Here is a 12,680-nt window from a genome sequence, read left to right as displayed (position 1 = left end):
GGAACAAAAGCAATGGACAAGAGTAAAAGAACATTCTGCAGAAGATACTTTTTCAGGCAGATCGGAAAGGTCGTTGAAAGCTTCGGGGAGGGTTTGCAAGAAGCCCAGCAGAGGCTGGCATTTGATGAGTTTTTTGAATCATATGAATCCAGTTATGCCCTGACCCTGGCCTACCCGGATGACATTTTAATCGAGACCGCCCATCAGCACGGCATCGACACAGAGGGGCGAGAGAAAAATGAAATTGTAAAGGAGTTGTTTGAAAAACATGGTGGATACGGGAACTGATTGCGAGAGTTTCTTTCAGAATAAAGTCAATGGTATGCTGGTAACCACCTCATGGGTCGACGAGTTGAAGGATCTGCTGGGAATGGAGGCGGTCAGTCAGATCTGGGGGGAGGTTCCGGCCTGGTATCTGTGGTTGTCGGATGCCCATGGCGTCTACCGCCTTCAACTGTCAGACGCCATGAACGATGAAAATAATCCGTTGAACAAACAGGGTTTCTTTTCTATCAAGTGCTACCCATTTCCCAACACGACCGTTTTTGACACCTTCTCATACGAGGAACAGGTGTTGAGCCGGAGCCGTTTTTTCGATGACACCCATACCCCCCGATTTGAAGACATGCAGAGAATTCACGATTCCCTGTTCAATGTCGCCGCCATGGAATACCGGGTGAATCAGGATGACACGATGGCGTGTTTTACCCTGGAAAGCCTGGATACTCTGCGTTGGGTCTACCCCGAAGAAACGGTACAGCATTTCGATCTGATCGGAAAAAGCCGATGCTACCGTAAAGGTGAGATCGGCCGATCGGTGCCGGGCTGGCAACTGGGGTATCCTGTTTTTGACCGCCTGATAGGCATGTATGCCTTCTACAGCAAGACCAAGCCGGTCCGTTTGCGCATCACGCGTTCACCGGGTTTCGAATACATGTATACCGGCGCCCATACATTTGAGTGCCTGGATTCGCCGGAAGTCCATCGATTGGCCGCATCGGTTTTTTTTGCATCCCCTAACCGTCCTGATAGGGGGATTGGTTTAAATGAACCGGATGTCCTGGAGCCGGAAGCGGAGCCGGGCCAGGTGGAGATCCTATTGGACCAGGCGTTTCCCTGCGGTCATCTGCACCACTCCGGGAAGTTGGCAACTCTCCCAACGGTTGAAGGCGCACCGATCAACCCGCTCTGGTGGTCCCTGGCCGAGACCGCGTACTCATCAAACCTGGCCTCAACTTGCGGGTGCCATTGATCGTAGGTGACAGCCAGGGCCATGGTAAGGTTTAACCGCCATCTGCAGGTTCATTTGGGTGATGGGAAATGATTAGGATCGCCATACCCATATTCCGTCATAGAGTTTCACCGGTGCTGGATACCTGCACCCGTCTGTTGATTATCGATTACGAGGGGCAAACCGAAGTCGATCGGCGGGAGGTGGCTTTTGATATGTACGCCCCATCCGAGCGGATGGAGATGGTAAAAAAGCTGAACCCCGATGCCGTTATCTGCTGCGGAATCAGCGAAGGGTTTGACAGGATGCTTCAAGTTGCCGGTATCCGGCTGATCTGTGGCATTGCCGGTGATGTCCAGCAGGTCGCAGAGGCGTTTCTGTGCAACCGCCTTGATGCCCCCTGTTTCCGGATGCCTGGATTTCAATCTGATGGTTGAACGTTATGGCATCAATTTTATAATCAAAAGGAGGTAGCGTATGGCTAATTTTTTATTCGTCCTGAGCAGAGATGACAATGAGGCGGCAACGCGGTGTTTTCAATTTGCTAAAATAGCGCATTCAAAAGGACACCAGGCGGATCTGTTTTTTATCGACAATGGTGTGAATTGGGCTGATTCCGCAAGAGATCTGAATGTCAACACGACAACCGGAGATTGCCCGAATGATTATCTGCCTTACCTGGTCGAGAACCAAGTCCCCATTGGCGTTTGAATTCCGTGTGCCAAGAATCGTCAGGTTGACGAGAAAAAATTCTTTTCGAACATGCTCCTCGATGGTGCACCCCATTTGATAGATTTGGCTGCCGAAGCGAAAGTGTTTAATTTTTGAAAACCATTTGGCCTGAGTCTGCTTCATGACCCGCCTAATATCGTGAAAACTGACTGAGAATTGAACGGAGATGATTTGAATTCAAAAAAAAAGATTGGCATAATTATCTGCGATCGCTACCGTCGGTGTGCCGGCGGAAAGTGTTTGCGAGCGATGAGGAACAAGGAAGGTGCGTTCAGCATTTACGCGGGCCTCGACGTTGAGTTGGTCGGGTTTACAACCTGTGATGGCTGTCCGGGTGGAAACATCGAATATGCCGGCGAAGAGATGGTGAAAAATGGCGCAACGGTCGTCCATTTAGCTACCGGCCTTGTGGTTGGTTATCCCCCCTGTCCCCATATCGACACATTCAAAGCCTTCCTTGAAAAACGGTATGCGATCGAAGTCGTCGTCGGTACGCACCCCATACCGAAAAAGTATCTGGATATGCACACTCATTTAGGGACATGGAAAGACGCTGTATGGCAGCCACTGATCGCGCCAACCCTGAGTGATGAATTGACACGGGCAAATTACGATTAAGTTCAGTCACGCCAACTATTCTTTGACCGTTGGGATCTTTCTTTAGTATGTTTATTACGACCCAAACTGAGCGATTCACCTTTCTCGAAGAAGGTCGATTGGTAACGATCACGGTCGGGTACCATCGATGGTTGTATTCAAAAGATGAAACCCATTGGGTTTGCCGATCTCACCCCATCTTCGGCGTTAGATATCGCCGCGCATAGTCCACTATAGCGCGTCGACATCTGCCTTGAATCTGCGGCAAGCTCGACAATCGCTCAGTTTGGGTACGAGTCAGATTTATCTGATTTTCCCGTAATCCTTTGAGCAACGGCCGGGGGTCATAGTGGGTGGAATTACCCAGAGGCAACGATTTTTAAGGACCCTTTTGGGTGGTGACACGGACAGGTTTCCTTTTTTCGACCTTGAGCCTGATGAGGAGACGCTCAGGAGATGGTACCGGGAGGGATTTCCCCGGGAGCAGTCCTTTTCGACCTATTTCAGCCTGGAGACGCACCACTCCGTCGGACTAACGCTGCACAGTTACCCCTTCTATCGAACAGCACCGGGTCTGCTCCATGACCCGTCCGCTTTCAACCGGCATTACCATCCGGACCAGCGATCACGGTATGCGAGAAGCTTTGTCAAACTAAGCCAACGCAATCATCAACAAGGCCGCGTACTCTATGTGGATGCCTCGGGAGGCGGTCTCTTGCAGATGTTGGGGGTGGGAGATTGGGACACTCTGCGTGTTGCGTGTGTTGCGCTGATGAAAAGGCCTCAGATGGTGGAGGGCCTGGTTAATCGAACCACAGATTTCTACTGTGACTGCCTCGAGAGGGTGCTTTCAAAAGTGTCGGTAGACTATGCCTCCTTTTATGAACCCATTGCCTCCAACCATGCACCCGTGGTTTCCCCAGCGATGTTTGAACGCTTCGCCATACCCGGCTACAGGAAAGTCATCGACCTGTTAACCAAGCATCGTGTTCCGCTACGCATTCTATGCACCACCGGCGGTGACTTGACCTCGCTCCTACCATCTCTCATCAACGCCGGCATCAACGGCCTCTGGATCAGCAACATCCGCAGTGCTGGCATGGAATATCCCAAGCTTCGTCGTCAATTCGGAACTGAAATCGCCCTGATCGGCGGGATTGACGCAACTGCTTTGGCCCGGGATGAGGCGGCCGTGAGAAAGGCTGTGGAGGGGACGGTGCCGGACCTTCTTGAAAGCGGTCATTACCTTCCCTGCCTCGATGACAGACCACGCAGTACCGTCCCGTTCGCGCATTACCGACTGTATCGGCATCTGCTCGAAGAACTATCACGCAAGGGGTGATCTCCAATGGATTTCCAACCGTCAAGCCACATGAAAACGCACATGATAGGGAATCGTATGGATTGCCCGGTCAGCCAGGCGCCTGAATTTTTTATTCTCAGCCAGCCACAAGCAGGTCCGGTACAACCAACGATAATAAAATTTAGGCATCACGTATATCGTCCTCAGTTCATGCAATTTCTTGTCAGCCCAATAATAGGTATGTAAGCGATTCCAACGATATGCCATGGTTCTTACCGGCAATAATATGGCTTTTTTAAGACGTTTCATTTTTATTGTCCCATCACATCGATTCCCGGATTTCATTTCAGGTGCTTGTCGGAATTTTCAGATTCAAAATTAGATTGCCGGCATCAGCGTGTCTTGATTTTAATTATCGCCGGAACAACTATTAACTTTAATTTCGGCCATTATATTGTCCCAACGTGCACGGTCCGAAATTTTCTGAAAATAATGTATGGCACATTACGATAGAGGCAGTGTGAGCCGGCTAACCGTATGGTGATAGGGAATAACTACCCATTGGTGGGGGACTGTTGATTCAGTGCGGATATACCGGCAGGTTGTTTCTCCGGCAACCCAATGTGCCGTCGGCCTCATGCCCGACCTGATCCGGTATCCCGTCTTTTTCTGGATCGTGCAAACGCGATGCGATGCGCCCCAGCTTTAGCCGCAATGACAACCATCGGTATGTTTATTTGCAAAATCCATGGTTGTCGGGGTTTGACAGCCGGCAGATCCAGCCGGTCATTCAGCTTTTTCGACGGGAATGCCCTTTTCACGGATATCGGCGAGGATTGTTTTAAGCTGGGCTTTGGTGCAGTCATCTATATGGTAGGCTTTTTGACCACCATCGGTGAAAAAAAACACCAAATGATCCTGGTCAGTCAGATAAACTTTACGGATGTAATCACGATCAAGCCAGGGCTCGAGAACTTTTAGGAAATCGTTAAATTGACAAGTTTGCATGATCTTTCTCCTGTTTATTTGAACCGATCTCAAAAAAAGTTTTGGCTTAAGGCCAGGGCGTTGCCGGGTTTCAACTCGCATACATATACGGGTAGGTTGATTTCAGCCCGTGTTTCCATTTGACTCCACCATACACCCATCACCTCCCCGATCTATTTACAAATGTTAAGATTGCCTGGAAAAGCGATGCACTATGGCTGATCTGCTCATAAGCCTCCTGCCTGGAGAGCATCCGTCCTTCCTTTTCCAATCGGTACCCCAGCTTGAGTGATAGGTTGGCAACCCTGGCAATTTCCTTGGCCAGATCCATCTCAGAACGAATATCTATGGGATAAATTTCGATCAGTGGCAGATTGTAAAGCACCTCATGATTGATAATGCCATCCGTGGCAGTGTGATATTGCTGGTTGTAGGGAGTGTATCGGATGTTATGCAGCGGCTGGGAAAGATCACCGACATAGTGCGCACAAAAGGCCATGTGGTATTCAGCGTATTTTCCCGATTGGGTCGTTGTGCGGTATTCTCTGGTCGCGGCAATGATCGCTCCATAAAGATGGCCCTTCGTGTCATGGGGCACGTTGTAGCGACCTGCCTGATCTAGGACATTTTCAGCGGTGACGATGGTGGCCGGCGGGTTGTAGACATAGTGGTTCCTTTTTTCGATGTCACCCGCTTTGATCTTGGTTATGTCGGCACCCGCGGCATTGAACCATTTTTCATAACCGGCGGCTTTGGCGATAGCGATGTGGGTTTCATCGTGCCATGCCCATCCTAATGACGGGAAGGCACTGATCCAAATTGCCAGCAGACATGTCGCGCTTCTTTTCAGACTTTGGTCATTTATCAACGGTCCATCCTCACGCCAGACCCGGTCAGTGCGCTTTACCCCTCACCAGGCCATCGGCATTTAAATTTTGGGTTTAAGGCGATTGGGTGAATCGATCAGGATGGCGCTGTGAGATTAATCCCGAACAGTCAATATTGTCAAGCGATACCAAGCCCTTGACAAGAATAGGAATCTCTGCAAACGTATACGTGTCCCACAACCCACCATCACCATAGCTGATACGGAGATCCACCCATGGCACTGACGAAGAAAGACATCGTAGCACAGATCCAGGCCCAACTCGATTTTCCTAAAAACAAATCCCTGGAGACCGCTGAATTTCTTCTCGAACTCATCACGGCCAACCTGGAAGTTGGTGATGATGTCCTTGTTTCCGGTTTCGGCAAATTCTGTGTGAAGGAAAAAAAGGAACGGAAAGGTCGGAATCCTGCCACCGGAGATGATCTGATGCTGAAACCGAGGAGTGTCGTGACCTTCAAGTGCTCTGGTCAGTTGCGGAACAAGGTGAATAAAAAATGAAAACTATTGCCAACCGACGCCGGTATCCTCGCCACACCGCCCTGTTCAGTGCGAAATATACTCTCAAGTCAGGAACATATCGGGATTTGGTCAGGAACGTGAGCGCAGGCGGTATCTACATTGTCACCCGACGAACAATTAAAGATGGACAACGGATCAGCCTCCGGTTCCCGGTGTTGGCTTTTGACAAAAAGCCCAGCGTGCCGGGTACGGTGATAAGGTCTCAGTACCGTGGGTTTGCCGTAATGTTTGACAATCCGGTTGAAGAGAAAATCTGCCTGAATGGTCAAGTCCCTCATCTCGACATTGAGCAAGATCAACCAGGGTAAACGCTCATATTCATCTTTCTCGACTTAAAAACCACCGGCAATGGGTCAGACGACAGGCGCTCTCGGATCGTTTTAAAACGAAAGGGTAAACGAAGATGTCGCTGATCAGGCCTGGTTCAAAATAAGGCACGTACCTGCATGCAACGGTGGGTTGTATGGAGTAATCTTGAAATATTCTTTATCTAAACCGCCGTTCGTTATTTGACTGGATACAGGGCATTCACAGAGCTTGATCTCCTAAAAAATTTGAAACCTACATATGGGATCTGAATTAGTGGCCATGCAGATTTGTATCGTGGCGGTTCGTGACTATTTTTATTGTCAACAGTTCGAACCTTTATCATGGAGAATGCCGTGAATGTTCCCTCTTATTTTTCGAAATGCCGTGGACTCTGCTTCAAGCTGTTGGCTATGGCTGCCTTGATTGTCGGTCTCAGTGGATGTCTTGAGAATTACGGCCGATTCAGCCGAGATGCTCAGGTCAGCCATGCCTTTCGAAGCGGCTCAGTCCCGCAGGAGCTAAATTACTTTTACGCGGGCAAGGAGACCATGCCTTACGCGATTATGGGCATTGATCCGAGTTATATGATTCCATCATCCTTTTGGATCGCCTTCGAGCCACAGCCGGAGCAGATGCGGAAGATGAGCTCAAACATCTACGGCAAGGATCGGTACGATCCATATGGATTCAACATCTTGGACCCCGATGGTGCAATTGTCGGCATCTGGTTTTCCAGCCTGCACTTTCCCAGCATCAATGTCGATCAACAAAACCGCACCGTCAAGGTGCTGTATAAGAATCCGGAGAGTTATCGGTAATATTATGTTCTGGCATAGAAGCCCTGGTCATTGAGCATCAGTAGCGATGAGCCGCCACAGCAGGTGTAGGGTATCTGAAGGAATACCCTAAATGGTCGTTGGAATCAGCAGCGTTCTTCATGAGGTGCTGTCCCTATACTCTGACTAAAAATTTAACTTCCTGCAAAGTATGACCATTTGGTGAAGGGCATTTCGGAAAGCAATCCTTAATTCCAGGCCAATTGGCTGCGTATTTGCCAATAACTGTCGGCGGGTTCCACCAATGCACCCAACATCTCTGCCAATGAATCGTTCCATTTTATCTTCAATGCTTTCAGGTTGGATTTCAGATGATCGACGCATGTGGCACCACTCAGGACCACATCAACAAACGGCTGGTTAATAACCGCTGCCAGGGCCATGCTGTCCACTGTGACGTTTTGAGTTTCTGCCTGTGCTTGCAGTAAGGCCATCTTCCGTTGAAATTCGGGAGAATCGTTTCGTGAGGTCAACCGGCCGTTGGCCAAGCTTTCCTTTACAATAACACCAATTCCAATTTCGTGAGCTTCTCGTAAAGCGCTCGTAACCGACTGCTCAAGCAGATTCCAGGTTGCCTGTACGGCTGAAAAAAGCAGAACACCATCAAACTCAATTTCAAATGCACGCCGGATCGTGTCCGCCTGCTGCGTACCACTTACCGAGAAACCAATACTCAGCCCGGTGTTACGCAATCGAGCCAGTTCCAGCAACACCGCCTCGCAAGCCAAAACACCGCTGTCAAGGCTAGTTGAATGAATCTGGTACAAATCGAGATGGCCACCGAGCAAGGCCCTACTTTCTATAATCTGACGCTGTAAGACCGGCAGAGAATGCTCTTTTACTTCATGCTTCTGCCCTTTTGGTAGATTGACCTGCCAATCGGCAGTGTAGGTGTAACCCCATTTGGAGCCAATGGTACACGCCTTCTCTGTAATGCCCCGTTTCACAAGCCAGGAATGCAGGAATTCTTCCGCTTTTCCGTATGATCGGGCCGCATCAAAATAGCGAATACCAGCATCCCATGCCGAATCCAATACGCTATGCGCCTGTGCTTCCATCGCGGTGACATCGTGATTGTAATTCAAGTCATCCCCATGCCCCAAATTAATATAACCGGGCCGTCCCAATGCGGCCAGACCCAAGCCTATCGGTGTAACTGATAGATGACTGTTACCAAGTTGCTTTCTGTTCATATATCATTCCAATCGCTTTGCCGCGATATAGCAGGTTTCGATGGAGATTAAATTAATTTTATTGTACACAAAACGCTCACATCAGCGGTTCTGCTTAACTGGATCCGGCTGCAGTGTTAGGTGGCGCATGAGAGAAAAACGTTTCATTAGGCCGTGTAAAACCGTATCACAAAGGCGATCAATACAGCGAGCAAAACCATCAAAATTATTACCACCATGAAACGCCGTTGGCCGGTAGAAATGCTCGCGAATCGATGCACCACCAGATAGATGCCACTGAACGCTGCGACTAACCCTGAGAGGCCGGCAATAAGGCCAGAGCCTCCATAAAACATGATGCGCTCTGGTTCCTCATGAATCCCAAAGACGCTTGGGTCTGACACTTGTATTAGGCCAACACAAAGCAGGCAAAGGAGGACACTTCCAAGAAATATACTTCGAGTCATATGAATTGACCTCCCAGTGCCAATTAACATAGAGCTAACCGGTTCCAGCAAGCGCAGCTTGACGGAGTCCACTTAAAGGACATGATGTTAGGGCTCAGGCCCATTTCCACCGTGGCCGAAGCGAAAGCATAACATGAGCATGAGGCCGCCAAAGGCCAGACCGATGATCCAGTAGCTCGACTATGCAGAAATCTGGCCCCCGGGCTTGAACCGCGATAGCGAGCGCATTGGAAATCGATTTTATTATCCTTCCGGTGCTGCCCAGCACTGCCGTTTCAGGCAGAACATTCCTCGCGGCTTGCCGCGGGGAGGGTTCAATCAGTTAAAAGTAAAATCGCGTCGCTATAAAGGCGAGTTGAGATAAATCCACGCTGGGGGCATGTCAAAGCCTGCGCTTTCCAGTCCATACTTGTCGAAAATGGCACGAACTTGGCCGTAATTAAGGCAGAGTGCAGTATCACTTACATCCAGCAGGAAGCGTGTCCTTAAAATATTCGAAGCACAAGCATATCGCTTCTTTTTCCCGGTCATCAAGAGATATGAACTGACATCCTATGCCTCGATTTGTTTTATTGATAACTTTGGCTTTAAATCTAACTGCCTGGGTTTCAGTCGGAAGCTTGACATTAATGGTCACAATTTTTCCTACTGCAACTTTATCTATTTCGCCGATTTCTATGAAGATTCCGCCTAAACTGATGTCTGTAATGGTCAAAATACCATCAATCCCCTGAACCATTGCGTTACAATGAAATTCAAGCCTTGGATCTTTTCTTCTTTCGTTTTTTACCTTTGTCTTTTCACTTCGAATATCGGCCATTGGGCTAACCTCAAAATTAGGCCTATAAGGGTTCTTTGATCTATTGCCCCATTAAATATTAGAGGAAGGCGCTAACTTCGCCTCCGATAAATCTCAGGTTACAACGGTGGGGGGTCAATTACCCCGTCGCTTACGACGATATAAACGAATCTATCCTTTGATGATACCCCGCTGCCTGTGGCGGTGCAGATCATTATTTTTACGGAGTATAAAAGATTTGCATGTAAAGTGCAAAGTCCACTGCAAAAATTTGTGGTTTGCGTTTATGAATTAAAATGGTTGCGGTACTTGAAAATTAATTAAGGAATGGATTTTGAACCGGAAGAATCACTCCCCAGTAAATGGTGGTTGACCGGCGACTAATTCGTCAAAATTTATAAGGGTTGCAAAATTTGGCACATCTCAGCTATGCTCAAAATGTAGCTATTTGCTCATTATCATTCAATTATTGTCTAAAAAAAAGATTGACCAATCAAATAAGATTGTGTCTCACGTTTAAAACTAAGGTCTTCTGATTAACAGTAGTTAACCTTTCAACTTGCCTTGTTTAATCTCAAAAAACGACCTTAAGGTGAAAGGAGGCACCATGAACGAGAGCACCATTAAATTTAGACTCATGAATACTGACGATTTTGACGCAGTGGTCAGCATTGACGAGAAAGTATTCAAGGCCTCCCGGCCGGAGTACTATGAACTGAAGTTTGAAAAGCTTTTTAGATCCAAAGAATACCTGCCCACGTCACTTGTGGCTGAGGAAAGTGATGGAACGGTGGTGGGTTTTGTAATGGGGGAACTCTATATGGGAGAATACGGTATCTCTCAGGAAGGAGCAACCCTGGATACCATCGGCGTTGATCCCAGTTGTCAGCACAAGGGTATCGGTGGGCGGTTGATCAATGAGTTTATGGATCATTTGAGAGATCTCAACGTTCAAAAAGTAAACATCTTGGTCGACAGAAATGATTCCAAATTGATGCATTTCTTTAGCGCCAACCAATTTAGCCCCTCCAAAACCATTATTAACCTGGAACGAATCCTTTGATGTCAGTGAAGGATTGGCGATTCATACGAGCGCTTAAGTATAACAACACGGGGCCCAAGTCATAACCCTTCCAGATAATTTTCCTTTTTAGTCCAATGCTATCAGACTGTTTCCTTAGGGGGTGGAAATAAAGAATGGGCAGGGCCTATGGTGGGGCCTTGCCCATTAGAGGGATGCGAGATTCAGAACAGTACAGATTTTAACCAATCCAATTCCATGGGGTTTTCCCTCTGTTAAATGATCTATCGGAACATTCTGTTCAAAGTTTAGGAAAAATCGTTTTATGGATTGGTGGTGGCGGCTTCTGGGGAACCGGTGGCCTATTTTTTTGGACGGTGGTGGGTGGGGAGGTGGATCTCATTGACTGGACAGCCTGATGAGTAGGATATCCCGTATTCATCGCACAACATGCTACCACAACCCCTGCTTTCGTGGATGTCTTGAAAAAAAGTATCGGATTGAAGGACCGGTGCTTTTCAAATATGAAATAGGGTTGTAATGGGAATCAAAGGTTTTGACACTATTGATTATATTGGAGTACACTTAGCATGAACGAATAAAAACAGCGACATATTGAACTCAGGTTTTCATTTGGGAGCGAGCTTGTCTTAAAATTTTACCACTGTTTTTTTAATTCGACCGTTAAGCCACAATGGATAAATATCTTCGAAGCACACTCCAGGAGGTTATTATGAATGGTCGTGAAGAAAAAAGAGCATATAAACGGCGAGAATATTCCGTACCCATTGAGATTTCATATATTAACAAAGGAAATGGCTTGAGTGCGCAGTCGCTGAATCATTGTGAGGGTGGCATGTGTTTCGAGTCAACGCTTCCCTTTCAACCTGGGTCAACCCTTAATATCAGGGTTAAGGAATTCCATCCCCACGGTCCCTGTACTGGCCTCTGTGAAGGGTTACGCTCCATAACCTTGGCAGAAGTGAAATGGTGTAGTGAAGTTACAGTTGCGGACGTTCCTCATTATCAAGTTGGCATCCAATTCTATGCCCCGGTTTACTGATAAATTTACCTCGCCACGTCACCGTCTCACCACTCCAACTTTCATCCCCAGACACTTTCCCGTAATTCCGGGTCGCCGTTGATATTCAGTGTCGGAGCCCGTGCGGATTTTTCATCTTAGCGCCACCGTATACAAGAAAAGTGGAAAACAGACCCCTATGAAGGCGCATCCCGTGAATTGTCTGTTGAGTTGAGCTTCAGATTATGTCGGGTTGGCGGGAATATTTTGAAAATGCTGCGGCGAAAGGGCTCAGCTACTCGTTTTAGAGTTGGAATAGGAAACCCTCCTATATGGATCGGGAGGGTCTTTTGTAGGACAATTTTTCTTTTCACAAAAAAGAAAAATCTATTCGATATGTTTCAGTCCATGGGCTGCTTTAAACTCGTGCCATTCATCATGGTCTATATTGCCATCTTGATTCAAATCAATGGCGTTGAATACTTTCTGTTCTGCATTCTGAAAATTAGTAGAAAATTCGTCCCAACTCACAAGGTCATCACCGTCGGCATCCATGTCGCCGAAGTGAGCGTTAAATGACTGTGGATCCGGCATAGCAGAGCTGTGATGCTTCTTGCTACTTGATAGACCCACAAAGATCTGCAGCGCACGGTCGGTAGCGAGGTTGTCGTCCATCGCCGCCCCAAAGGCCACGACTTGGCCTGTGGGATCGAGTGCGACGCCAGAACCCGTTATCGCCGCCATGGCCTTGGCCAATATCTGAGCCTGTTCTACCGCCGGCTCTAGCTCGTCCGCGG

Annotated in this window: 16 protein-coding genes; 11 read left to right on the top strand and 5 right to left on the bottom strand. The window is 48.0% G+C overall.

Annotation, left to right across the window (positions count from 1 at the left end):
• Positions 1–12: 12 nt before the first annotated feature.
• The 6 genes from QNK41_RS10915 (at position 13) to QNK41_RS10890 (ending at position 3,902) form a co-directional block, all read left to right on the top strand.
• Positions 13–288, top strand: coding sequence for a hypothetical protein (locus QNK41_RS10915; protein ID WP_319256657.1), 276 nt, complete (start codon positions 13–15; stop codon positions 286–288).
• Complete coding sequence (locus tag QNK41_RS10910) at positions 269–1,252, top strand: hypothetical protein (RefSeq protein ID WP_319256655.1); 984 nt, start codon at positions 269–271, stop codon at positions 1,250–1,252. The genes QNK41_RS10915 and QNK41_RS10910 overlap by 20 nt, the downstream gene beginning before the upstream one ends.
• A gap of 68 nt (positions 1,253–1,320) precedes the next feature.
• Complete coding sequence (locus QNK41_RS10905) at positions 1,321–1,668, top strand: NifB/NifX family molybdenum-iron cluster-binding protein (RefSeq protein WP_319256653.1); 348 nt, start codon at positions 1,321–1,323, stop codon at positions 1,666–1,668.
• A gap of 40 nt (positions 1,669–1,708) precedes the next feature.
• Positions 1,709–1,942, top strand: coding sequence for a DsrE family protein (locus QNK41_RS10900; protein WP_319256651.1), 234 nt, complete (start codon positions 1,709–1,711; stop codon positions 1,940–1,942).
• Positions 1,943–2,134: 192 nt separating this feature from the next.
• Entirely contained in the window at positions 2,135–2,581 is a 447-nt protein-coding gene (locus QNK41_RS10895) for a CGGC domain-containing protein (protein ID WP_319256648.1), read from the top strand.
• 328 nt (positions 2,582–2,909) lie between these two features.
• Positions 2,910–3,902, top strand: coding sequence for a uroporphyrinogen decarboxylase family protein (locus QNK41_RS10890; protein ID WP_319256646.1), 993 nt, complete (start codon positions 2,910–2,912; stop codon positions 3,900–3,902).
• 747 nt (positions 3,903–4,649) lie between these two features.
• On the opposite strand, the gene QNK41_RS10885 is transcribed toward QNK41_RS10890, so the two are convergent.
• Positions 4,650–4,871 carry a hypothetical protein gene (locus tag QNK41_RS10885; protein ID WP_319256644.1) on the bottom strand — a complete coding sequence of 74 codons (222 nt, stop codon included), beginning with the start codon at positions 4,869–4,871 and terminating at the stop codon, positions 4,650–4,652.
• Between the two features lie 139 nt (positions 4,872–5,010).
• Positions 5,011–5,718, bottom strand: a complete 708-nt coding sequence (locus QNK41_RS10880; RefSeq protein ID WP_319256642.1) for a hypothetical protein — start codon at positions 5,716–5,718, stop codon at positions 5,011–5,013.
• Between the two features lie 234 nt (positions 5,719–5,952).
• On the opposite strand from QNK41_RS10880, the gene QNK41_RS10875 reads away from it, so the two are divergent.
• The 3 genes from QNK41_RS10875 to QNK41_RS10865 all read left to right on the top strand — a co-directional run bounded on the left by QNK41_RS10875 (position 5,953) and on the right by QNK41_RS10865 (position 7,385).
• Complete coding sequence (locus QNK41_RS10875) at positions 5,953–6,237, top strand: integration host factor subunit alpha (protein ID WP_319256641.1); 285 nt, start codon at positions 5,953–5,955, stop codon at positions 6,235–6,237.
• Entirely contained in the window at positions 6,234–6,566 is a 333-nt protein-coding gene (locus QNK41_RS10870; RefSeq protein ID WP_319256639.1) for a PilZ domain-containing protein, read from the top strand. The genes QNK41_RS10875 and QNK41_RS10870 overlap by 4 nt, the downstream gene beginning before the upstream one ends.
• A gap of 354 nt (positions 6,567–6,920) precedes the next feature.
• Positions 6,921–7,385 carry a hypothetical protein gene (locus tag QNK41_RS10865; protein WP_319256637.1) on the top strand — a complete coding sequence of 155 codons (465 nt, stop codon included), beginning with the start codon at positions 6,921–6,923 and terminating at the stop codon, positions 7,383–7,385.
• A 206-nt stretch (positions 7,386–7,591) separates the two neighbouring features.
• On the opposite strand, the gene QNK41_RS10860 is transcribed toward QNK41_RS10865, so the two are convergent.
• Positions 7,592–8,596, bottom strand: coding sequence for an aldo/keto reductase (locus QNK41_RS10860; protein ID WP_319256635.1), 1,005 nt, complete (start codon positions 8,594–8,596; stop codon positions 7,592–7,594).
• Between the two features lie 903 nt (positions 8,597–9,499).
• Positions 9,500–9,862 (bottom strand): PilZ domain-containing protein, encoded by a 363-nt coding sequence (locus tag QNK41_RS10855; protein WP_319256633.1) that lies wholly within the window; start codon positions 9,860–9,862, stop codon positions 9,500–9,502.
• 586 nt (positions 9,863–10,448) lie between these two features.
• On the opposite strand from QNK41_RS10855, the gene QNK41_RS10850 reads away from it, so the two are divergent.
• The gene (locus QNK41_RS10850) at positions 10,449–10,904 is read left to right on the top strand and encodes a GNAT family N-acetyltransferase (protein WP_319256630.1); all 456 of its coding nucleotides are present in this window, start codon (positions 10,449–10,451) and stop codon (positions 10,902–10,904) included.
• Positions 10,905–11,556: 652 nt separating this feature from the next.
• Entirely contained in the window at positions 11,557–11,925 is a 369-nt protein-coding gene (locus tag QNK41_RS23040; RefSeq protein ID WP_413815141.1) for a PilZ domain-containing protein, read from the top strand.
• A 345-nt stretch (positions 11,926–12,270) separates the two neighbouring features.
• On the opposite strand, the gene QNK41_RS10845 is transcribed toward QNK41_RS23040, so the two are convergent.
• A partial coding sequence (locus QNK41_RS10845) for a hypothetical protein (RefSeq protein WP_319256628.1) occupies positions 12,271–12,680 on the bottom strand: 410 nt, incomplete at its 5' end.

The sequence above is a fragment of the Desulfosarcina sp. genome (assembly GCF_033791525.1).
Taxonomy (GTDB): Bacteria; Desulfobacterota; Desulfobacteria; order Desulfobacterales; family Desulfosarcinaceae; genus Desulfosarcina.
Note: the sequence above shows the minus strand (reverse complement) of the source record. Positions and strands in the feature narration are given on the sequence as shown.

Coding starts and splice junctions, on each gene's coding strand:
- QNK41_RS10915 (WP_319256657.1), top strand. CDS start 13: ATGGACAAGAGTAAAAGAACATTCTGCAGAAGATACTTTTTCAGGCAG.
- QNK41_RS10910 (WP_319256655.1), top strand. CDS start 269: ATGGTGGATACGGGAACTGATTGCGAGAGTTTCTTTCAGAATAAAGTC.
- QNK41_RS10905 (WP_319256653.1), top strand. CDS start 1,321: ATGATTAGGATCGCCATACCCATATTCCGTCATAGAGTTTCACCGGTG.
- QNK41_RS10900 (WP_319256651.1), top strand. CDS start 1,709: ATGGCTAATTTTTTATTCGTCCTGAGCAGAGATGACAATGAGGCGGCA.
- QNK41_RS10885 (WP_319256644.1), bottom strand. CDS start 4,871: ATGCAAACTTGTCAATTTAACGATTTCCTAAAAGTTCTCGAGCCCTGG.
- QNK41_RS10875 (WP_319256641.1), top strand. CDS start 5,953: ATGGCACTGACGAAGAAAGACATCGTAGCACAGATCCAGGCCCAACTC.
- QNK41_RS10870 (WP_319256639.1), top strand. CDS start 6,234: ATGAAAACTATTGCCAACCGACGCCGGTATCCTCGCCACACCGCCCTG.
- QNK41_RS10860 (WP_319256635.1), bottom strand. CDS start 8,596: ATGAACAGAAAGCAACTTGGTAACAGTCATCTATCAGTTACACCGATA.
- QNK41_RS10855 (WP_319256633.1), bottom strand. CDS start 9,862: ATGGCCGATATTCGAAGTGAAAAGACAAAGGTAAAAAACGAAAGAAGA.
- QNK41_RS10850 (WP_319256630.1), top strand. CDS start 10,449: ATGAACGAGAGCACCATTAAATTTAGACTCATGAATACTGACGATTTT.
- QNK41_RS23040 (WP_413815141.1), top strand. CDS start 11,557: ATGGATAAATATCTTCGAAGCACACTCCAGGAGGTTATTATGAATGGT.